At 70.5% G+C, this 20,114-nt stretch carries 21 protein-coding genes; 14 read left to right on the forward strand and 7 right to left on the reverse strand.

The genetic code is table 11. The annotated features are described in order from the left end of the window. Positions 1–16 precede the first annotated feature (16 nt). On the reverse strand, positions 17–1,498 hold the full coding sequence (locus ACH442_RS06460; protein ID WP_396336901.1) for an MFS transporter: 1,482 nt from the start codon (positions 1,496–1,498) through the stop codon (positions 17–19). A 13-nt stretch (positions 1,499–1,511) separates the two neighbouring features. On the opposite strand from ACH442_RS06460, the gene ACH442_RS06465 reads away from it, so the two are divergent. The 8 genes from ACH442_RS06465 (at position 1,512) to ACH442_RS06500 (ending at position 8,305) form a co-directional block, all read left to right on the forward strand. Next, a complete protein-coding gene (locus ACH442_RS06465) occupies positions 1,512–3,137 on the forward strand; it encodes a hypothetical protein (protein WP_396336902.1) in 1,626 nt (541 codons plus the stop codon). Positions 3,138–3,271: 134 nt separating this feature from the next. Continuing rightward, positions 3,272–3,970 carry a hypothetical protein gene (locus ACH442_RS06470; RefSeq protein ID WP_396336903.1) on the forward strand — a complete coding sequence of 233 codons (699 nt, stop codon included), beginning with the start codon at positions 3,272–3,274 and terminating at the stop codon, positions 3,968–3,970. Continuing rightward, entirely contained in the window at positions 3,967–4,383 is a 417-nt protein-coding gene (locus ACH442_RS06475; RefSeq protein WP_396336904.1) for a phage holin family protein, read from the forward strand. The genes ACH442_RS06470 and ACH442_RS06475 overlap by 4 nt, the downstream gene beginning before the upstream one ends. Beyond that, positions 4,359–4,985: a DUF3618 domain-containing protein gene (locus ACH442_RS06480; RefSeq protein ID WP_396336905.1), complete on the forward strand. Its 627-nt coding sequence runs from the start codon at positions 4,359–4,361 to the stop codon at positions 4,983–4,985. The genes ACH442_RS06475 and ACH442_RS06480 overlap by 25 nt, the downstream gene beginning before the upstream one ends. A gap of 71 nt (positions 4,986–5,056) precedes the next feature. After that, complete coding sequence (locus tag ACH442_RS06485) at positions 5,057–6,106, forward strand: YihY/virulence factor BrkB family protein (protein ID WP_396336906.1); 1,050 nt, start codon at positions 5,057–5,059, stop codon at positions 6,104–6,106. Positions 6,107–6,219: 113 nt separating this feature from the next. Beyond that, complete coding sequence (locus tag ACH442_RS06490) at positions 6,220–6,615, forward strand: hypothetical protein (RefSeq protein WP_396336907.1); 396 nt, start codon at positions 6,220–6,222, stop codon at positions 6,613–6,615. Between the two features lie 82 nt (positions 6,616–6,697). Then, positions 6,698–7,372, forward strand: coding sequence for a DUF6766 family protein (locus ACH442_RS06495; RefSeq protein ID WP_396336908.1), 675 nt, complete (start codon positions 6,698–6,700; stop codon positions 7,370–7,372). Between the two features lie 450 nt (positions 7,373–7,822). Further along, a complete protein-coding gene (locus tag ACH442_RS06500; RefSeq protein WP_396336909.1) occupies positions 7,823–8,305 on the forward strand; it encodes a DUF2267 domain-containing protein in 483 nt (160 codons plus the stop codon). 96 nt (positions 8,306–8,401) lie between these two features. Here the strand turns inward: ACH442_RS06500 and ACH442_RS06505 are convergent, their stop codons facing one another. Both ACH442_RS06505 and ACH442_RS06510 read right to left on the reverse strand, forming a co-directional pair. Then, positions 8,402–8,932 carry a flavin reductase family protein gene (locus ACH442_RS06505; RefSeq protein WP_396336910.1) on the reverse strand — a complete coding sequence of 177 codons (531 nt, stop codon included), beginning with the start codon at positions 8,930–8,932 and terminating at the stop codon, positions 8,402–8,404. 87 nt (positions 8,933–9,019) lie between these two features. Further along, positions 9,020–10,045: a LacI family DNA-binding transcriptional regulator gene (locus ACH442_RS06510; RefSeq protein ID WP_396336911.1), complete on the reverse strand. Its 1,026-nt coding sequence runs from the start codon at positions 10,043–10,045 to the stop codon at positions 9,020–9,022. Between the two features lie 163 nt (positions 10,046–10,208). On the opposite strand from ACH442_RS06510, the gene ACH442_RS06515 reads away from it, so the two are divergent. Then, a complete protein-coding gene (locus ACH442_RS06515) occupies positions 10,209–11,594 on the forward strand; it encodes a DUF1996 domain-containing protein (protein ID WP_396336912.1) in 1,386 nt (461 codons plus the stop codon). A 416-nt stretch (positions 11,595–12,010) separates the two neighbouring features. Here ACH442_RS06515 and ACH442_RS06520 read toward each other — a convergent pair whose 3' ends face one another. Then, positions 12,011–12,553 carry a DUF305 domain-containing protein gene (locus ACH442_RS06520; protein WP_396336913.1) on the reverse strand — a complete coding sequence of 181 codons (543 nt, stop codon included), beginning with the start codon at positions 12,551–12,553 and terminating at the stop codon, positions 12,011–12,013. Between the two features lie 137 nt (positions 12,554–12,690). Here ACH442_RS06520 and ACH442_RS06525 point away from each other — a divergent pair, with 137 nt between their 5' ends. The 3 genes from ACH442_RS06525 to ACH442_RS06535 all read left to right on the forward strand — a co-directional run bounded on the left by ACH442_RS06525 (position 12,691) and on the right by ACH442_RS06535 (position 14,926). Next, positions 12,691–12,948: a discoidin domain-containing protein gene (locus ACH442_RS06525; RefSeq protein ID WP_396336914.1), complete on the forward strand. Its 258-nt coding sequence runs from the start codon at positions 12,691–12,693 to the stop codon at positions 12,946–12,948. Positions 12,949–13,416: 468 nt separating this feature from the next. Continuing rightward, positions 13,417–14,472 (forward strand): spore photoproduct lyase family protein, encoded by a 1,056-nt coding sequence (locus ACH442_RS06530; protein WP_396336915.1) that lies wholly within the window; start codon positions 13,417–13,419, stop codon positions 14,470–14,472. A gap of 1 nt (position 14,473) precedes the next feature. Beyond that, positions 14,474–14,926, forward strand: a complete 453-nt coding sequence (locus ACH442_RS06535; RefSeq protein ID WP_396336916.1) for a 2'-5' RNA ligase family protein — start codon at positions 14,474–14,476, stop codon at positions 14,924–14,926. Here ACH442_RS06535 and ACH442_RS06540 read toward each other — a convergent pair. Then, positions 14,923–16,440 (reverse strand): MDR family MFS transporter, encoded by a 1,518-nt coding sequence (locus ACH442_RS06540; protein ID WP_396337081.1) that lies wholly within the window; start codon positions 16,438–16,440, stop codon positions 14,923–14,925. The genes ACH442_RS06535 and ACH442_RS06540 overlap by 4 nt on opposite strands. Before the next feature lie 127 nt (positions 16,441–16,567). Between ACH442_RS06540 and ACH442_RS06545 the strand changes: the two genes are divergently transcribed. Continuing rightward, entirely contained in the window at positions 16,568–17,149 is a 582-nt protein-coding gene (locus ACH442_RS06545; protein WP_396336917.1) for a TetR/AcrR family transcriptional regulator, read from the forward strand. A gap of 86 nt (positions 17,150–17,235) precedes the next feature. Then, positions 17,236–18,534: an FAD-dependent oxidoreductase gene (locus tag ACH442_RS06550; RefSeq protein WP_396336918.1), complete on the forward strand. Its 1,299-nt coding sequence runs from the start codon at positions 17,236–17,238 to the stop codon at positions 18,532–18,534. A gap of 116 nt (positions 18,535–18,650) precedes the next feature. On the opposite strand, the gene ACH442_RS06555 is transcribed toward ACH442_RS06550, so the two are convergent. Then, positions 18,651–19,229, reverse strand: coding sequence for a hypothetical protein (locus ACH442_RS06555; protein ID WP_396336919.1), 579 nt, complete (start codon positions 19,227–19,229; stop codon positions 18,651–18,653). Positions 19,230–19,299: 70 nt separating this feature from the next. Continuing rightward, on the reverse strand, positions 19,300–20,091 hold the full coding sequence (locus ACH442_RS06560) for a PaaX family transcriptional regulator C-terminal domain-containing protein (protein ID WP_396336920.1): 792 nt from the start codon (positions 20,089–20,091) through the stop codon (positions 19,300–19,302). Positions 20,092–20,114 lie beyond the last annotated feature (23 nt).

Consider the following 20,114-nt stretch of genomic DNA (forward strand, 5'->3'; position numbering starts at 1 on the left):
GAGCGTCCACGGGGCGCTAGCGCGCCGCGACTTCCTGATCGTGGTGCCGGCGCCCGGCCAGGACGTCGGTGCCGGCGGCGACCAGCGCGGCCAGGACGAAGGCGATCGTCACCGTCAGCGACGTCCGGAAGGCGAGTCCCCAGTCCCCGTCGTGGTGGGCGAGCCGGTTGAAGAAGACCGCGCCCACCCCGGCGATCCCGATCGCGGCGCCGATGCGCTGCCCGGTCTGCAACACCGCGGCGGCGCTCCCGGCCCGGCGCACCGGCACCTCGCTGAGCGTCAGCGTCTGGTTGGGGCTGATCACCAGTCCGCTACCCAGGCCCGCGACCAGCAGCGGGACCACCGTGGCCCAGCCGGCGGCGCTGCCCGTGACGACGTACAGGACGACGACCGTGCCGGCCAGGCCGAGCGCGACCGTGATCAGGCCGGCGGCCACGAGCGTACGGCCGGTGTGGTCGACCTTGCGCCCGCCGATCGCCGCGGTGACCGCGGATCCGAGCGCGAACGGCGTGATCGCCAGGCCGGCCTGCAACGCGGTGTAGTGCAGCCCGTTCTGCAGGAAGAGCGTGTACGTGAAGAAGATCGACGTGAAGCCGCCGAAGTAGAGCACGCCGACGAGGGCGCCGAGCGCGTACGACCGTACCCGGAAGAGGTCCAGATCGATCACGGACGTGGAGTGCCGTCCGAAGCGCCGCTCCCAGGTCCAGAAACCGGCGAGCACCGCCGCCGCCGCGACGACGAGCAGCCACTTGCCGTTGCCCGGCCACTCGCGTTCCTGCACCAGCGGCAGGAGCAGCAGGAAGACGCCGACCCCGAGGAGCGCCACGCCGATCGGGTCCAGCGAGTCGTGGGACCGCTCCTGGCGGGGCCGCGCCGGGATCCACCGATGACCGAGAACGATCGCCGCGAGCCCGATCGGCACGTTGATGTAGAAGATCCACCGCCAGCCCTGCTCGGCGCCGAACACCTGGATGAGCAGGCCGCCGAGCAGCGGTCCGACCGCCGTGGAGATCCCGATCGTGGCGCCGAGCAGGCCGAACGGCTTGCCCCGTTCGTGCGGCTCGAACAGTTGCTGGATCAGGCCGGAGACCTGTGGGTTCACCACTCCCGCGGCGGCGCCCTGGACGAGCCGGGCGATGATCAGCCACAGGGCGCTGGTGGCCAGCCCGGCGGCCGCGCTGGCCAGGGTGAACACGGCCAGGCCGAGCATGAAGGCGTTGCGCCGGCCGCGGGCGTCGCCGTAACGGCCGGCCGGCACGAGCAGCAGGCCGAACGTGAGGGCGTAGCCGGAGAGCACCCACTGCAGCTCACCGGAGCCCAGCTGGAGGTCGGCGCGGATCGACGGCAGCGCCACGTTGACGATGCTGACGTCGAGCAGGGTCATGAAGCCGGCGACGAGGGCGACACTCATCGCCTGCCAGCGGTTCTGCGAGGTCACCACCGGCGGGTTTCCCGGCTCCGGCCCCGGCAAACGAATATCTCCGTTGCTCGATGTCATTAGGGTGACGCCCATGACTTCCAACGCGCGATGGCGCCTCGTCGCGGCGCTGGTCGCCCTCGGTATCGGGTGGCTCGGCTGGCTGATCGTGAGCAGCAACACCCATTCCCGGGATGAACTCGTGCGTGAGTCCCGGCAGCTCATCCAGGAGTATTCGCCGCAGTGCGACGGCAAGGTGATGAGGCCCGGCGACAACTGCATCGCCTGGGGCCGCGGCTCGGACGCGGTGCGCGGCACCTACGAGGAGCGGGTGCAGCGGTTCTCCGACGAGAACCAGCCGGAGGACCTGGCCCGCGGCGACAAGTACTGGCGGTGGGCCGGTTACGTCCTGCTCGGCATCGCGGGGCTGCTGCTGCTCTCCGCGATCCGCCGGATGGTCGTGGTGCTGCGGACCCCGGCCGGCCGGCGCGCGGTCGCCGGCCGCCACAACTGGGTCTACGTCAAGTCCGACCCGATGGGCGCGGCGAACGCGCATCTGCCGGCCTACGTGCAGGGCGACCCGGCCGCGCGGGACATCGTCACCGGGCAGCGCGACGCCGTACCCTTCCAGCTCTTCTCCTATCTGCGGCCCGGGCGGGAGGAGCAGGAGGCGTGCGTGGTCACGCTGCCCGTCCCGGTGCCGCGGATGGTCGTGACCCAGGGCGAGAACGACCCGTTCAGCGCTGACACCGGGCCGGAGGCGCGCGCGTTTCTCATCGCCCGGTTCGGGGTCAAGCCGAAGGACTACTCGGTGCCGGCGTTCGCGGCGGACGGCAACCGGCTGGTCCGGGCCCGCGCGCCGCAGTCGTCACCGGCGCGGATCGAGAGGTTCGTCGACGAGACGGTCGAGCTCGGCCGGCGGCTGGTGACCGCGCTGACGACCGAGGACCCGGCCGCCGAGCAGGCCCGCGTCGACGACTACCGGCGAGCCTCGGCCGGCAGCCCGGCGACGCCGATCGCCCCGCCGGCCACCCGGCCCGCACCGCTCGGCGTCACTGAGCCGCAGGCACCGATCCGGGCCCGGATCGTCTGCACGGTGATCGGCGCCGCGGCCCTCTACGGCGGCGTCAGCCTCGTCCTCGCCGATCACCCGGTCTGGGGCACGATCGTCTCGCTGGCCGGCGCACTGTTCTTCTTCTGGGGCCTGGCCTGGATCGTCTCCAGCGTCCGGGTGCGCCGCGGCCGGCCCCGGTTCGCCGCCGCGCACGCCACGACGTTCCAGCGCCGCGACGCCGATCTGATCACCCGGCTCGGCCTGCCGATCCTCGACGCCGGCTCGCCCGGCGCCGCCTACCTGGCGTCGGGGCAGCGCAACAGCCGCGAGTTCCACGTCTTCGAGTACGCGGAGACGGGCGGCTCGCCGGGCACCGCGTTCGCCGTCCGGCACCCGACCGCCGGGCTGCCGCTGCTCTCGATGCGCGCGCTCGGCGACCGCCGCAAGGAGAGCTCGGAGGAGGGCCGGTTGCTCCTCACCGATCAGGTGATCGCCCGGCTCGACGAGGTGAAGGCCGGAACGTTCTTCGCCGCGGGCGACTGGATCGTCGGCAAGAATGACGACGTCCTCGCTCCCACCTCAGAAAAGACGCTGTCCAGATTGGATGCACTCGCCCGGGCGGCGGACATTCTGACCGCCGAGGCACGTCGCCGGGTCGCCGGATAAAGCGGAGACACATACCCCGAAAAACAAAGACCACTCCATTTAGTACGTCGTGAGAACTGCCAAAAATAAGCCGGATTGAACTCCCTGCCGGTGGGCATTCGAGTTGTCGAATGACCCGCTTACAGGGAGGCATCGTGAGTGATCTGAGCATCGGCGCCCACTCTTCGACGGCGAAGCAGGTCGCCACGGAAGGTACGCAGGCGGCCGGCCAGGCAGCGTACGAAGTGAAGGACACCGCCAAGGAGCAGGCGCAGCGCGTCACCGCCGAGGTCGGCGCGCAGGCCCGCAACGTGGCCGGCGAGGTCCGTGACAAACTGAGCGAGCAGGCCCGCTCGCAGAACGACCGGCTGGTCAGCGGCATCCGGGAGACCGCCGACCACCTCGACGAGATGCGCGGCGACCGGTCCGGCACCCCCGCCGCGGCCGTGGTGTCCCGGGTCGCCGACGGCGGCCGTCAGCTCGCCGACTACCTGGACCGCAACGGGCCCGAGGGCGTGCTCGCCGAGGTGCAGGACTTCGCGCGGCGTCGTCCGGGCGCGTTCCTGGCGACCGCGCTCGCGGCCGGGTTCGTCGTCGGACGTCTCGGCAAGGGCATCGCCAAGGCCGAGTCCGGCACCGACAGCAAGCCGGTCGGTGACGCCTACTCGGCCGCGCCGACCCCGGCTCCCACCCCGGCACCGCTGACCACCCCCGTGGTGCCGCCGGTGACCGCCCCGGGCTCCGACTACGCCGCCACCACCGGCGCCGGCGCCGACTACATCGGCACCGGGACCGGCACGCCGCTGCTGGTCGAGGAGGAGTACCCGATCGGGACGCGGGAGCCGCGGCCGTGACCACCCCCTACTCGCAGGATCACTCCGATCAGGTCGAGCAGACCTCGATCGGTGAGCTGATCGGCAACATCAGCGACGACCTGTCGCAGCTGTTCCGCCAGGAGGTCGAGCTGGCCAAGGCGGAGATCAAGCAGGAGGCGGCGAAGGCCGGCAAGGCCGCCGGGATGCTCGGCGGCGCCGGCTTCGCCGGTTACCTGGCCCTGCTGCTGCTCAGCTTCGCCGCGGTCTACGGCCTGGACGCGGTCATGCCGGCCGGCTGGGCCGCCCTGATCGTGGCCGCGATCTGGGGAATCATCGGCGCCGTCCTCTACACGAACGGCAAGAAGAGGCTCAAGACCGTGGACCCGATGCCGCGGCGCACCGTCGACACGATCAAGGAGGACGCGCAATGGCTGAAGAACCCGACCGGCTGAGGAACGACATCGAGCGGACCCGCGCGTCGCTGACCCGCGACGTCGACCTGCTCGCCGAGAAGACCAGTCCGAAACGAGTCGCTGCGCGGCGGTGGACCGCGGTGAAGGAGAAGGTCATGGGAAGCGCCGATCACGCCCGGCACGCGGTCAGTGACACCACCTCGTCGGCGTCCGGCACCCTGCACGAGGCGGCCGGCACCGTCCAGGAGAAGGCATCGCAGCTCGGCAACACCGTCAGCGAGAAGACCCACGACGCGGCCGGCGCCGTGAAGAGCGCCCCGCGCATGGTCGCCCAGCAGACCGCCGGCAGCCCGATCGCGGCCGGGGTCATCGCGTTCGGCGTCGGCATGCTCGCCGCCGGCCTGCTCCCGGTCACCGAGGTGGAACGGCGGGCCGGTGCGCAGCTCAAGGAGAACAGCGGCGACCTGACCGACAAGGTCAAGGAGGTCGCGGCCGAGGTGAAGGACGAGCTCACCGGCACCGTCCAGCACGCCGCGCAGGAGGTCAAGGGCACCGCTCAGGAGGCCGTGCAGGCCACCAAGGAGCAGGCTCAGGACTCGGCGCACCGCGCCAAGGAACAGACCCGGCAAGCCGCTTCCTGAAACACCCCTGCTGCCCGCCGGTGACTCCCGGCGGGCAGCATCGGTTTTACCCGCATCCCCGGAGGAGAACCATGAGCCGCCGTGACCACGAGACCGGCGTCGACGCGGCCGCGACCACCCGCACCGGCGAGGACAAGCCGACGCGGCTGTCCACCGTCCCGCCCGAAGCGGGCCCGGACAGCCCGGCGCAGCTGCGCGGCCGGGGACTGTTCGCGGCGTTGCGCCGGACCGTCAAGCAATTCTCGGCCGACAACCTCAGCGACTGGGCCGCGGCACTGACCTACTACGGGGTGTTGTCGATCTTCCCGGGCATCCTGGTCATCGTCTCGCTGCTCGGCATGCTCAGCGACGACGGCCAGAAGGTGGTGCAGGACGCCGCCCGCCAGCTCGCCCCGAACGCACAGCTGCAGCAACTGGTCGACACCGTCCTGACCCAGGTCAAGGACCCCGGAGCGGCCGGGCTCGCCGCGATCCTCGGTCTGCTCGTCGCGTTCTGGTCGGCGTCCGGTTACGTCGCCGCGTTCATGCGCGCGTCGAACGCCGTCTACGACGTGCCGGAGGGCCGACCGATCTGGAAGACGCTGCCGATCCGCGTCGCGGTGACCGCGGTGGTCGGCGTGATGCTGATCCTCTCCGCCGCCATCGTGATCTTCACCGGCGACCTGGCCCGGCTCGTCGGCGACCGGATCGGGCTCGGCGACGCGGCCGTCACCACCTGGAGCATCGTCAAGTGGCCGGTGCTGCTGATCCTGGTCAGCCTGATGTTCGCGATCCTCTACTGGGCGTCGCCGAACGCGCGGACCGGCGGGTTCCGCTGGGTCAGCCCCGGTGGGCTGTTCGCCGTCGTGCTCTGGATCCTGGTGTCCGTGGCGTTCGCGATCTACCTGGCCAATTTCGCCGACTACAACAAGACGTACGGCACGCTGGGCGGCGTGATCGCATTCCTGGTGTGGATGTGGATCACCAATATCGCGATTCTGCTCGGCGCCGAGCTCGACGCGGAACTGGAACGTGGCCGCGCTATCGCGGCCGGACACGATCCGACCGACGAGCCGTTCCTGGAATTGCGCGACGACCGGAAGATCAAAAAGGGCAGCGAAAAGGGTCTCAGCGTCGATTGATTCCAGGGCCCGCAGTGCCGCCGGTGATCAGCGGCCCGGCAGCCTCGGGCCCGTTGCCAGGTCGAAAATGGTTCACCGATTGAAAATCGGCCCCGCGGGGAATGCGTGCCGCCATGAAACGCACGCTGATCATGGCGGCCGCTCTGCTCGTCCTCGCGGGTTGCGGTGACGCCGGCGGCCGCGCCGAGGCCGCCACCACCGTCGCGACCCGCCTGCTCGACGCCGCCGCCGGGCACGACGGCGCGCTCGCCTGCTCCTACCTGGCCCCGAGGACCACCTCCGCACTGGAGGAACAGGCCGGCAAGCCGTGTCCGGAAGCGATCCTCGACGAAGACCTGCCCGCGCCCGGCCCGGTCGCGGGCACCTCCGTCTACGGACAGTGGGCGCAGGTCACACTCTCCACCGGCACGCTCTTCCTCGGTGTCTTCCCGTCCGGCTGGCGCGTCGTCGCGGCCGGCTGCACCCCCGACGGCGACGGGCCGTACGACTGCACCCTGCAGGGGAGCTGACCATGCGCGCACTGTTCATCCTGCTCCTGCTCGTGATCACGGCCGGGCTCGTCTACTTCACCGCGCTGGGGGTGTTGCACCGATGAGGCGTTTTCTGCGGGAGAACTCGCTCGGACTGGTCTTCGGCGGACTGTTCCTGATCGTGCTGATCGGTGAGGCCCTGGCCGGGCACGCCGACTTCAACCAGCAGCAACTCGTCGAAGGCCTGCCGCCGATCACCCTCGGCCGCTACCTCACCTCGGCCAGCTTCGGCGCCGACGTCCTGGAGAACTGGCAGTCCGAATACCTGCAGTTCTTCCTCTACATCTGGTTCACCGTGTGGCTGCTGCAGAAGGGCTCGCCCGAGTCCAAAGAGCTCGGCAAAGCCGGCCGGGAATCGGATCGGGATCAAAAAATTGGGATGTACGCCGGTGAGGACTCGCCGAAGTGGGCCCGTGAACGCGGACTCCGTCTGTGGCTGTACTCCAACTCGCTCGGTCTCGTGATGGGCGTGATCTTCCTGCTCTCGTGGCTCGGGCAGTCGATCGCGGGGCACGCCGCGTTCAACGAGGAGCAGCTCGGGAACCTGGAGGACCCGGTCTCGTGGCCGCAGTACCTGACCGAGCCCGACTTCTGGAACCGCACCCTGCAGAACTGGCAGTCCGAACTCCTCGCCGTCGCGTCGATGGCGATTCTGGCCATCTACCTGCGCCAGCGAGGCTCCTCCCAGTCCAAGCCCGTGGGTTCGCCCCACACCGCCACCGGCGTCGAGGGCTGATCCCGCTCCGGCGCGTCATGCGCGTCGGCCTCCCGCCCCGCGCCCGTCCGCGCCAGCCGAACGCGGCGCCGCCGCGCCTTGGCGCTGCGGCGCCCCGGCGCCCCCGCGCCCCGTGCTCCGCGGACCCGAGCCCCAGCGCTGCGCGCCCTCGCGCTGCGCGCCCTCGCGCTGCGGACCCGAGCCCCGCGCTCCGCTGTGGCCCGGGCCGCGCCTTGCGTGCCGGCCGGGTGCAGTGCCGACGTCGCGTGCGGCCGGACGGGGCGGGCGGTGCCGTGGGCGAGATCATCAGCGGCCATCGCGCGAGGTCTGACAGGAGAAGGGGCCATCCGCTCGGGATGATCCCTTTTTCGGTGAAGTACCCGACAGTGCCGTTTGGAGGGCAAACCTCCGGGTACCCCGGTGCGCCCCGGCACGGGAAGGCCGTGATCGGGGCGCGAGGAGGCACGACCGATGGACCAGCATGACCTGCTGACCCGTATTCAGGAGAGCGGCCGCTTGCACGGCCGCAACGAGAGCCGCCGGGTGACCGCCACGGTGCTCGGTGTGCTGAGCGAACTGCTCCCCGCCACGGCGTACCGCCGATTGATTCTGAATGTGCCGGAGGAACTCCGGCGAGCCCTGCCCGTGCCGGAGACGAACCGGATCGTGGAGATCGTCGACTGCCGCCGTTTCCTGGCGCGGGTGGCGGACCGGCTCTACACCGACAGCGGTGACGTGGCGTTCCTGGCCCGGGTGGTGCTCTCCGAGCTGAACGCGGGGGAGCGCGGGGTGACCCCGGCCGAGCTGGCGCATCTGGTGCCGATGGATCTGCGTCCGCTGTTCCGGTCCCGGCCGTTGATCCCGTGGACCGGCGACTCTCGGGTGGACGTGCTGGTGCCGGCGACGGTACGGCCGCTGGGCGCGACGGCCGAGTCCGGCGTGCCGGGGGCCTGAACGTTTCCGGGACGCCACTGGCCCGGATCGTTCAGCAGCGAAGCGGCCGGCCGGTGGCGGGACGCGCCGAGAAGGCGTACTGAGGTAGGGCTGTTCTCAGTCCAGGCTGAGGCGCCCGAACGAGGAGCGGTGGAACACCAGCGGCCCGAGTTCCTCGGCCTGGTCCGCCGGGTGGTCCACCCCGTGCAGCCGGAGCAGCACGATCGTGTGGTCCCCGGCCTCCACCTCGCGGTAGATCGAGGTGTCGAAGCGGGCCAGCCCGTCGTCGATGGTGACCGCGCCGTCCTCGTTGACCGACGCCTGGATGCCGTCGAACCGATGCTCGACCGGCCCGGCGAGCTGGCGGCAGATCGCGCCGTGGTGCGCGGCGAGCACGGTGACCCCGAGGTGGCCGGCGCGGCGCAGGTCGGGCCAGGTCTTCGAGGTGTTGGCGATGGAGAAGGACACCAGCGGCGGGTCGATGCTGACCGAGGTGAACGAGCTGGCGGCGAGCCCGACGAGCCGGCCGTCGACGGAGGCGGCGACGGCGACGACCCCGCTGGGAAAGACGCCGAAGGCCCGGCGCAGGCGGATCGGGTCCAGGTCCTGGTTGGTCACGAAGGCCGCGGGGGTCTGCGAGATGGTCATGTGAGGTGTCCTTTCCGACGACCGGCCCAAATCTATACTGGGCCTATAGGTTTTCGGAAGTATCGGAGACGTCACAGTACGCATCGATCACGCCGACTGGCGGCCCACCAGGGTCGGCTCGTATATGACCGAACTTACCCGGCCCGCCGGATCCTCAACCCGGGCCATCAGCAGTCGCGCCGCCTCGGCCGCCATGTCCTCCAGCGGATGCCGCACGGTCGTCAGCGTCGGCCGGGCCGCCAGCGCCGCGCTGCTGTCGTCGAAACCGACCACCGCGACGTCCTCCGGCACCCGCCGGCCCGCGTCCCGCAACACCAGCAGCGCACCGAGCGCCATCAGGTCGTTCGCCACGAAGATGCCGTCGAGCCGCTCGTCCAGGAGGGTGCGCATGGCCCGTTCGCCGCTCTCCTGTGTGAAGTTGCCCGCCGCCGACGGCACCCAGGCGTGCCCGTGCCGGGCCATCGCGCGGTGGAACCCGGTGATCCGGTCCTGGCTGGCCGGCACGCCGGCCGGGCCGGAGATCATGCCGATCCGCCGGCAGCCCCGCGCGACCAGGCACTCGGCGGCCAACGCGGCGCCGGTCTCGTTGGCCAGGTCGACGTAGCTGATCGGGACCGGCTCGGCCGGGCGCCCGATCAGCACGGCCGGGATCCGCGCGTCGGCGAGCAGGCCGGGCAGCGGGTCGCGGGCCGGCAGGGACAGCACCACGGCGCCGTCCGCCTGACCGTTGCGCAGGTCGCCGACCAGGCGTTTGTGCCCCTCGACGCCGACCATTTGCAGCCCCAGCTGGATTCCGGCCGGTCGCAGCACGCTCATCAGGCCGCCGACCACCCGCCCGAAGTACGGATCGACGAAGAACCGGCTCATGAACGGGTCGTCGTCGTGCGTCTCGGAGTCGGAGACGATCAGGGCCACCGTGCCGCTGCGCCGGGTGACCAGTGATCGGGCCAGGCGGTTCGGCACGTAACCTGTCTGCTCGACGGCACTCCACACCACCTCGTGCAGCTGCGGGTCGACGTTGCGGACGCCGTTGACGACCCGCGAGACGGTGGCGCGCGAGACGCCGGCCACGCGGGCTACGTCCTCGAGCGTCGGTAGCCGCTGGCTCTGCATGCCCGTGTTTATAGCACGGGCGGAGAGCGCTTTCCGCCGCTGCCTCGCGACGGGCGATTCGCCACGTTCCGGAACCCCAGACCATTGACGTACGTGCCCACGCGCTCGAAGACTGGAAAGCGCTCTCCAAGCGTTCCGTCCTCCAAGCGTCGGGAGATCCCCCGTGCACAAGAGAACCCTGCTGGCGCCGTTCGCGACGCTGGCACTGGTCAGCGCCGTGCTGACCGTCACCCCGTCCGCCTACGCCGCCGACACGCTGCTGTCCCAGGGCCGGCCGGCGCTCGCCTCGTCCACCGAGAACGGCGAGTCCCCGGCCATCGCCGCGGTCGACGGGCGCTCCGACACCCGCTGGGGCAGCCAGTGGGCCGACCCGCAGTGGCTGCGCGTCGATCTGGGCGCCACCGCCACGATCACACAGGTCAGACTGCAGTGGGAGGCGGCGTACGCCAAGGCGTACCAGATCCAGACCTCACCCGACGGGAACAGCTGGACCACCGTCTACAGCACCAGCGCGTCGACCGGCGGCGATCAGACCCTCGCCGTCAGCGGATCCGGCCGCTACGTCCGGATGTACGGCACGCAGCGCGGCACCGGCTACGGCTACTCCCTGTACGAATTCCAGGTCTACGGAACGTCCTCGGTCACGCCGCCCACCGACGGCCCCGGCTACGTGACGGCGAACCCGCCGGTCACCGGCGTCGTCCCGTCGACCAAGGTCCCGCCCGCACAGAACCCGCCCGTCACCCACCGCGAGTTCCAGGCCAACTGCTCGGTGAGCCGGACGAACCTCAACGACGACCCGATCGTCCTCCCGAACCTGCCGGGCGCGTCGCACTCCCACACGTTCCTGGGCAACCGCACCACGAACGCGGCCACCACCCTCGCGTCACTACAGGCCGGCACGACATCGTGCATCACACCCGGTGACCGCACCGGCTACTGGATGCCGACCCTGCTCAACGGCGACACCCCGGTCCAGCCGGACGGGCCGCAGGTCATCTACTACAAGAGCGGGGTGATCGACTACACGAGCGTGCGGCCGTTCCCGCCCGGCCTGCGCTACGTCGTCGGCAGCCCGAGCGCGACCATCGACGAGTTCCGCAACAACCCGGGCGCCGTCGAAGGCTTCGAATGCGGGGACTCCACTCGCAACTGGGACATTCCGGCCACGTGCGTCGCCGGGTCCCAGCTCAACGTCCGGCTGCAGGCCCCGAGCTGCTGGGACGGGTTGCACCTGGACACACCCGACCACAAGAGCCACATGGCGTACCCGATCGTCGGCGTCTGCCCGGCCTCCCACCCGGTCGCCGTCCCGATGATCGAGTTCAAGATGGCGTGGCCGGTCAGCGGCACCATGTCCGGCGTCCACTTCGCCAGCGGCCGGGGCTACTCGTTCCACTACGACGTCTACAACGCCTGGGACCCGGCGGTGCTGGCGGCGCTCACCACCCACTGCATCAACGGCGGGTTGCAGTGCAATCCGCGAGGCTTCGACCAGTACAAACCCGACCGTGGGGCCGCCCTCAACGAAAACTACGAACTCCCCTGAACCGCTGACCGGGGTACGCCGTAAGCGTCCCACTCCGTTCCACCCCCGGCCGGGGCGCCGGCACCGACTGCTCCTGGCCGGGGGTGCCGGCACCGCCCGCCCCGCCGCCGGGCGTCAGCACCGACTGCTCCCGGCCGGGGGTGCGGCACCGCCCGCCCCGCCGCCGGGCGTCAGCACCGACTGTCCCTGGCCGGGGTGCCTTCCCGGCGAATCGCCCGGCGACCCGAGCCGCTGCCGGCACATCCGATGCCGGCCGCAGGGTTGTCCACACTGGCGCTCTGTCCACAGGCCACCCGGCCAAGATCGCCACCGTCGGTCACACTGGCACAGGGATCGCCCCCCTGGGAGCGGCGGGGACTGTTTTGGGGTGGGGGGACGTCGCGGGCGAGGTTCGATAACGGTTTTCTTGAAATTGGTCAGAAATCTTTTGGCAGGTTCTTCAGGGTGGACTTGCGGGTCTCGATAATGCGGCCTGCCAGTTCCTTGGTCCGGGATTCTGTGCCCGCGGACAGTTCGCCGGCGGCCAGCTTCTGGCCCTGCTCCAGATGTTCCCGGATGCTGTTGGTGAGCACCTCGTCGAATGCCTTTCCGCTCAGCGCCTCGGCGGAGGCGAGCACTGCCGGTGTCACCATGCCGGGCATCGGCATCCCTTTGTGCGGGTTCTCCGCGGGCAGCGCGGCTTCGGCGTGGAGTTGCCGCAGCGTGCCGAGTTCGTCGTTGGTGAACGCCCTGACCTGCTCTGATGCGGCTTTCAGGCTTCCGGAGCCGGCGTGGCTGGGGGCGAGGTCGAGCAGGGGTAGCAGTTCTTCGTCCATGGCGATGATGATTTCGATCCATGCGGCGTCGGTGCCGCCGAACGCCGGGGTGGTGGGTGCCGGTGGGGTGGGCGGGTCAGGGGTGCCGCAGGCGGTGAGTCCGAGGGCGAGGGCGGCGGCGAGTAGGTGGGGATTCGCTTTCACGAGCGGGAGCTTGCAGTTCCGGAACCAGTTGTGTCAATGGTATGTATTGACCGTCGGCAACATAAGCGAAACAATCACCTTCTCTTGGAGAGCGCTTTCCATGTTTCCGGAACCACCTTCCCCGTCGGGGTGTGATCATGAGTCAGCCACTCGCGCCCGCTCGGCGCCGACCTGTCGCCGCGGCGGTCCTCGCGCTGCTGCCGGGTCTCGCCGCGGTCGCCGTCACCACAGCCGCGCGCGCCGCCGACACGCTGCTCTCGCAGGGCAGGCCGGCCACCGCTTCCTCGCAGGAGGGCGGTAACGCCGGCCCGGACAAGGCGTTCGACGGCAACGCCACCACCCGCTGGTCGAGCCGGTTCGCCGACCCGCAGTGGTTCGCGTCGACCTGGGCGTGACCGCCACGATCAGCAGGGTCACGCTGCAGTGGAAGGCGCCTATGCCAAGTCGTACCAGATTCAGACCGCGGTCAACTCGTACGGCGCGATCGACACCGTCAAACGGGACTGGGTCGCGGGCGGGCACACCAAGCCGTACATCCTCACCGAGGGCGGGCCGGCCGGTGAGTGGGAGGTGCCGAACGACGCCAACGGGGTGCCGGACGAGCCGTCCGACCTGCGGAAGAAGGCCGGTTACACGGACAGCTCCCGTCACCGCCTCCACCTATCAGCCGGCCGGGACGAACGGGCCGCAGCTGCCGGCGTACGCGGGCGACGGTGGTTCCGACACGCTCCCGGTCTCCGGTTCCGGGCGTTACGTCCGGGTCGCCAGCACCGCGAGAGCTACTTCTTACGGTTGTTCGCTCTACGAGTTCGGCGTGTACCGCTCCTGACGAGCCGGGATGCGGCGGATAGTCTTGACCGGTCATGGACCTCCTGGACATCCGCCGCATCTACGTCGAGCCGGCCGCCGCGGAGCTGCCGCGCGGCAAGGAGATCCTCGCCCGTTTCCCCGATGCGGAACGCGTCGAGGTGGAGAGCCACCACCGGATCCCCGAGCTCTACGGCGACGAGACGAACGTCAACCGCTGGGTCCGCATCAAACGCGAAGCCCTCGTCCTCGGTGTCAAGAAGACGCTGACCGCGCGGCCGAACGGGCGTTCCGCCGATTTCATCGCCCCGTCCACCGCGAACGGCTGCGCCATGGCGTGCGCCTATTGCTACGTGCCCCGCCACAAGGGATACAGCAACCCGATCACGGTCTTCGCCAACATCGACAAGATTTGCGCGTACGTGTCGAGGCACGCCCACAAACAGGGAGTCAAGTCCACCCCGAACGAGTGCGATCCGGCCGCCTGGGTCTACGACATCGGCGAGAACTCGGACTGCAGCGTCGACGCCCGGCTCAGCGACAACGTCTACGACCTGGTGGACCTTTTCCGGTGGCTGCCGAACGCGAAGGCGTCGTTCGCGACCAAGCACGTGAACCGTGACCTGCTGGACCGGGACCCCCAGGGCCGTACGCGAATCAGGTTTTCCTTGATGCCCCAGCGCGACGCCAAGATCCTCGACATCCGCACCTCACCGATCGCGGAGCGGATCGCGGCGATCGACGATTTCGTGGCCGCCGGCTACGAGGTGCACGTGAATTTCAGCCCGGTCGTGGTGCGGGACGGCTGGCTGGCGGACTGGGCGGAACTGCTCGACCAGCTCGACGCCGGAGTCGGCCCGGCCGCCAAGAAGCAGCTGGCCGCCGAGGTGATCTTCCTGACCCACAATCGGGACCTGCACGAGGTGAATCTCGGCTGGCACCCGAAAGCCGAGGAACTGATCTGGCGCCCCGACCTGCAGCAGCCGAAACGCTCGCAGAACGGCTCGTGGAACGTCCGCTACCGCACCGGCGAGAAGGGTCGTCACGTCGCCGCGCTGCTCGACGTGATCGCCACGCGCACGCCGTATCTCCACGTGCGCTACGCGTTCTGACGTGCACACCGTCGAGCTGCTTCTCGATCAGGAGCTGGAGGACGCCGTACGGCGGCAATGGTCCTGGTTGAGAAATGCCGGATTGCCGAGCCTGGCGGATCATCCGCACCCGACCAACCGCCCGCACCTGACAGTGATCCGGGCGCCGTCGCTGACCGGGCTGCCGTCGCTCACGTTGCCGCTGGTCGCGGAGCTGGGGCCGGTGCGGAGGCTCGGCCGGGCGCTGGTCCGGGAGGTCGTCCCGACGCCGGAATTGCGCGAGTTGCACCACCGGATCCGGTCGGCGCTGCCGGACGCCTGGCCGCCGCCGCAGGAGTGGACTCCGCACGTCAGCCTGGCCCTGCGGTTCCCGGGGACGACGACGCCCGCGATCCCGGCCGGTCGGGATCGCGGGCAGTTCGCCGCGGCGAGAACCTATGACACCGTCACCCGCATGGTGCGGGAGCTGGCCTAAGCCGTCTGCAGTTCGGCCTCCACGGCTTCCGGCTTCGGCGCGTCGGCGAAACCGCGCAGCGGCACGTGCTTGATGAACAGCGAGACGATGATCCCGGCCGCCGCCACGATCGCCGCCCAGACGAACGCGTTGTGGACGCCGTCGGACACCCCGGTCTGGAAGGCGTGCCGGATCGGCTCGGGCAGGGCGCGCAGCATGGCCGGGGTCATCGCCGCCGCCGATCCGGCACCGGTCGCTCCGGCCGCGGCCGGGCCGGCGCTCCCGGTGAACGAGTCGAGCAGCGTGTTGATGTAGAGCGTCGAGAGCAGCGAGACGCCGAGCGAGCCACCCATGTTGCGCAGGAAGGTGGCCGCGCCGGTGGCGGCGCCGATCGCGTTGAGCGGCGAGCTGTTCTGGGCGATCAGCATGGTGGTCTGCATCAGGCAGCCCATGCCGGCGCCGAGCACGACCATGAACAGCGCGGTCGTGGTCCGCGAGGTGCCGGTGTCCATGGTGGCGAACAGGGCCAGGCCGCCGGCCATCAGCACGGTGCCGATGATCGGGAGCGCCCGGTAGTGCCCGGTGCGGGTGATCACCTGGCCGCCGATCAGGGAGACCGTCATCGCGGCGAGCATCATCGGCATCAGCAGCAGGCCGCTGTTGGTGGCCGAGGCACCCTGCACGTACTGCTGGAACTGGGGCAGCAGGGTGATGCCGCCGAACATGGCGAACCCGACGATCAGGCTGAGCGCGCCGGCCAGCACGAAGTTGCGGTTGGCGAACACCGACAGCGGCATGATCGGCTCCTTGGCGCGGCGCTCGACCATCACGAACGCGGCGAACGCGGCGACGGTCAGCGCGGTCAGGCCGAGGATCTGCGGGGAGGCCCAGTCGTATTCACTGCCGCCCCACGTGGTGATCAGCACGAGCGCGGTGATCCAGACGCTGAGCAGCGCCGCACCGAACCAGTCGATGGTCGCCCGGCCGGCGCCGCGCGGCAGCTTGGCCAGGACGAACCAGCAGACGGCGAGCGCGACGACGCCGAGCGGCAGGTTGACGTAGAACGCCCAGCGCCAGTTCAGGTTGTCGGTGATGAAGCCGCCGACCAGTGGGCCGCCGATCATCGCGACCGGCATCACGGCCATCATCACGCCCTGGTACTTGCCGCGCTCGCGCGGCGGGACGATGTCGGCGAGGACCGACATGACGCCGACCATCAGGCCGCCGGCGCCGAGGCCCTGCAGTGCGCGGAACCCGATCAACTCGCCCATGTTCTGCGACATGCCGCAGAGCGCCGAGCCGACCAGGAAGATCGCGATCGAGGTGAGGAACGTGATGCGCCGGCCGAGGAGGTCGCCGAGCTTGCCCCAGATCGGGGTGGCGACCGTGGAGGCGAGCACGTAGCCGGTCGTCACCCAGGCCAGGTGGTTCAGGCCGTGGAGATCACCGACGATCGTGGGCAGCGCGGGCGCCACGATCATGTTGTCGAGCATGGCGAGCAGCATCGCGATCACGAGACCGCTCATGGTCACCATGATTTCGCGATGGGTGAAGCGGGCGGGTTGGGTCACGGCGGACTTCTTTCGGTAGTCTTACTTACCGGCCGGTCAGTAGCCTACTTGCCGCCCGGTAAGTTTGGCAAACGAGAGGGGACCGACAGCGATGGCTACGGCAGGGCAGCGGCGGGGCGGCGACACGAAAGCGGAGATCCGCAAGGTGGCCATCGAACTCTTCACCGAACGCGGCTACGAGGCGACGTCCCTGCGTGAGATCGCCGAACGCCTCGGCATCACCAAAGCCGCGCTGTACTACCACTACAGCAGCAAGGAGAACATCGTCCGGTCGATCTTCGACGCGCACATGGACGCCCTCGCGGAACTCGTCACCTGGACCCGCGAACAGCCCCCCGGCCCCGACCTGCGCGCCAAAGTCGCCGACCGGATGATCGAACTCACCGCCGGCAGCGGCATGGCCGCGATGAAATTCGCCATGGCCAATCAGCACGTCGTCCGCGAACTGCACTCCGACCAGGGCCGGCAGAGCGCCTTCGACCGCCTCGGCGAACTGTTCGACCTGCTCATCGCCCCCGACACCCCGATCGAGGAGGCGCTGCGCGTCCGCTCGGCGCTGCTCAGCATCAACGTCGTCCTGATGTCCGCCCGAGGCCTCAAGGCCACCGAAGCCGAGATCACCGCCGTCGCCCGCGAGATCGCCCACACCCTGATCGACACCAAAAACCCATAAAACCCGATTCGCGCGTACGGCATGAGCGCGCGACCCCGTCAAAGCCCCTGGCGCAACCGGGTGGGAGCGTTGATAACCTCCGCCCCATGTCGATCAAGGTCACGCTGCTCGGGTCCGCGGTCTCGCACTGGGGTGAGGACCCGTGGGCGCGCGGCTCGTGGAGTCTGATCGGCCGTCACGGCTCCCCACAGGACCGGATCGCCCTGGGCCGGCCGGTGTCCGACCGGCTGTGGATCGCGGGGGAGGCCACGCACCCGACTCGCGCCGGGATGACCCACGGCGCGTTCGAGCAGGGCCGGGCTGCCGCGGCCGAGGCGATCGAGCGGGGTCACGCCACCGTCGTGGTGGTCGGCGCCGGGATGGCCGGGCTCGGCGCGGCGGGCCTGCTCGCCGAGCACGCGCTCGAGGCCGAGATCTGGGAGGCACGCGACCGGATCGGTGGCCGCACCGCCGGCGTCGAGGTCGCCGGTGGAGCGTTCGACCTGGGCGCCAACTGGCTCCAGCAGTACGACGAGAACGTCCTGGCCCGGCTCGCCGAGCGGTTCGGTCTGCGAACGTTCGTCACCGACTTCGACGACCCGGCGGTCCTGACCGGCGAACCGTTCCCCGGCGGCCTCGAGGACGACCTGCGTAAACGGCTCGCCGCGGCCGCCCCGGACGCGAGCCTCGCCGACGTTCTCGACGACTGGCTGCGGGACCCGGCCCCCTGGTCACCGGCCGAGATCCACCGCTTCGTCGACGCCGAGATCGTCATGGACACCGGCGCCCCGCTGTCCTGGCTGAGCGCCCGCCACGGCTTCGAGCCGGGCGTCGGCGAAGGCGACCGCTGGATCGCCGGCGGTTACCGCCGGCTCACCGAACACCTGGCGAAGGGCCTGCGCATCCTGCTCAACCGACCGGCCGCCGGCATCCTGATCGCCGACGACGGCGTCACGGTGTCCGGCGACGATCCGGAAGGCGGGCAGTGGTCGAGGAACGCCGACGCCGTCATCGTCACGGCGCCGCTGCCGGTTCTGGCGGCCGGCGCGATCACCTTCGACCCGCCGCTGCCGGAGCCACACCGAGCTGCCCTGACCCGCCTCGGCGCCGGGCGCGTCGAGAAGGTCATCCTCCGCTTCGACCGGCGTTTCTGGCCGGAGCACGGCTACTACCGCGTCCACGGCCCGGCGCAGACCTGCATCAGCGAGTGGCTCGACGCGACGGCCGCCGACGGCACCCCGACCCTGGTCGGCCTCTTCGCCGGCGACTGGCTCGGCACTCTCTGGACCGGCACCGACGCCGAGATCGCCACCCGTGTCGCCGGCATCTTCCGGAATGCGGTAGCGGAGTCGCAGGCGGTGCACTGCCGGCCGCCCGCGCCGCCGACACCTCCCGGAACGCGATAGCGGAGTTGCCGGCGCGTCCCGGCCCGGTCCACCACCTCGACGGCACCTGATGGCGGCCCGCCACCTGCACCTCGCCTCGCTCAGGCGATCGGCCGGACACGACCGGCCGCGCGAGGTCAGAAGAGCGGCTCGGCTCCCATCGACGGCACCGGGCGCCACCGGGACTCCCGCCGCGGTGGCAGCCGGCCCGGGGCGGTCGCCGGACCGGTCACCAGCGCCTCCAGCGTGGCCGCCGACTCCGGGGCCAGCCGGTAGATGCCCTGCACGCTGAGCGCCCGGGTGAGCATCCCCTGGTCGTCGACGTGTTTGATCGGCCGGGGCCCGCGCCGCGGCAGGTAGGTGATCGTCTTCAGCGTCGCGCCGGGCACGGCTCGGTCACCGAGGATCCGGGTGCCGTCGTCGACGTGCACCACCTCCGTCGTGCAGGTCGGTGCGAGGAACCGCCACCGCCGGAACCGGTCCCGCTCCGACCCGTCGGCCTCGGTGATCTCGCGGACCCGGGCACGGCCGAAGACGTGGAGCACCTGCTGCCAGACGCCGATCGGGTACAACACGTCCCCGGCCTTGACGGTGGCACGCACGAAGCTGGGCAGCGACGTGTGCGGACCGCCGAACAGCACTTCGAGCGGCGCGGTCGTGTGAAGCGCCGCGAGCCACCGATCCTGCGGCCAGTAGACCGTGAATGCGTCTCCCACGGCCCGGACCGTACCGGCACCCTCCGACAGAATCGCGGCCCCGGGACAGGGCACGTTCCCGGCGAGGCCGTCAGTCGTCGGCGGGGACGGTGTCGAGCAGGGGGGTGGCCAGTTCGGCGGCGGGTTGGGCGAGGCGGCTGTTGAGGTCGAAGAACAGTTCCTGGGCGGTGGCGGCCGGCCAGTCCGGGGGCAGGTGCGGGATCGGCAGCCGCGGGTCCTGGCGGATGATCTGCAGCCAGTCGGTGACCAGGTGCAGTTTGGCGGCGAGCGGATCGTCGGGGAAGGCCGGTGACGCCCACCGCCGGCGGAAGTCGGTGTAGCGGGCGGCGAGCGCCGGCAGGTCGTACGCGTGGGAGATCATCTCCGTGATGTCGGTCGCCGGGTCGGCCGAGGCGCGGAAGACCCGGATGTGTGGCCCGAGGCCGAGGTCGGCGAGGACGGGCGTGACGTCCGGCGTGCCCGGCGCGATCCACAGGCCGCCCTGCACCGGCCCGAATCCGGCCCACGCGAGTTGGGCCCGCAGGTCGTGGCGTTCCCGGCGGCGTTCGGCGGGCAGCGAGAAGGCGAGCAGCGTCCACGTCCCGTCCCAGTCGTGGTTGACCGCGCCGGTCTTCCAGAGCCGGACCGATCCGTCGCGCAGGATGCGGGTGGACCGGTCGGTCAGCCCGAAGTACATCCGCCGCCCGTGCCGTTGGCGGCGCAGCAGCCCGCGTGCGGTGAGCCGGGTCAGGGTGGAGCGGGTGGCCTCCTCGGAGATCCCGGTCCGGCCGAGGACGTCGATGACGCTTCCGGAGTAGACGCAGACGCCCCGGTCGAGCAGGTGGTCGCCGAGGAACGTGAGCATGAGCGAGGTCGAACGCACGTACGCACGCTACCGCCGCTGTT

The organism is Actinoplanes sp. NPDC020271 (genome assembly GCF_044388125.1).
Lineage (GTDB): Bacteria > Actinomycetota > Actinomycetes > Mycobacteriales > Micromonosporaceae > Actinoplanes.

Coding starts and splice junctions, on each gene's coding strand:
- ACH442_RS06525 (WP_396336914.1), top strand. CDS start 12,691: ATGAGTCAGCCACTCGCGCCCGCTCGGCGCCGACCTGTCGCCGCGGCG.
- ACH442_RS06490 (WP_396336907.1), top strand. CDS start 6,220: ATGAAACGCACGCTGATCATGGCGGCCGCTCTGCTCGTCCTCGCGGGT.
- ACH442_RS06495 (WP_396336908.1), top strand. CDS start 6,698: ATGAGGCGTTTTCTGCGGGAGAACTCGCTCGGACTGGTCTTCGGCGGA.
- ACH442_RS06540 (WP_396337081.1), bottom strand. CDS start 16,440: ATGGTGACCATGAGCGGTCTCGTGATCGCGATGCTGCTCGCCATGCTC.
- ACH442_RS06465 (WP_396336902.1), top strand. CDS start 1,512: ATGACTTCCAACGCGCGATGGCGCCTCGTCGCGGCGCTGGTCGCCCTC.
- ACH442_RS06460 (WP_396336901.1), bottom strand. CDS start 1,498: ATGACATCGAGCAACGGAGATATTCGTTTGCCGGGGCCGGAGCCGGGA.
- ACH442_RS06480 (WP_396336905.1), top strand. CDS start 4,359: ATGGCTGAAGAACCCGACCGGCTGAGGAACGACATCGAGCGGACCCGC.
- ACH442_RS06530 (WP_396336915.1), top strand. CDS start 13,417: ATGGACCTCCTGGACATCCGCCGCATCTACGTCGAGCCGGCCGCCGCG.
- ACH442_RS06510 (WP_396336911.1), bottom strand. CDS start 10,045: ATGCAGAGCCAGCGGCTACCGACGCTCGAGGACGTAGCCCGCGTGGCC.
- ACH442_RS06500 (WP_396336909.1), top strand. CDS start 7,823: ATGGACCAGCATGACCTGCTGACCCGTATTCAGGAGAGCGGCCGCTTG.
- ACH442_RS06505 (WP_396336910.1), bottom strand. CDS start 8,932: ATGACCATCTCGCAGACCCCCGCGGCCTTCGTGACCAACCAGGACCTG.
- ACH442_RS06545 (WP_396336917.1), top strand. CDS start 16,568: ATGGCTACGGCAGGGCAGCGGCGGGGCGGCGACACGAAAGCGGAGATC.
- ACH442_RS06550 (WP_396336918.1), top strand. CDS start 17,236: ATGTCGATCAAGGTCACGCTGCTCGGGTCCGCGGTCTCGCACTGGGGT.
- ACH442_RS06485 (WP_396336906.1), top strand. CDS start 5,057: ATGAGCCGCCGTGACCACGAGACCGGCGTCGACGCGGCCGCGACCACC.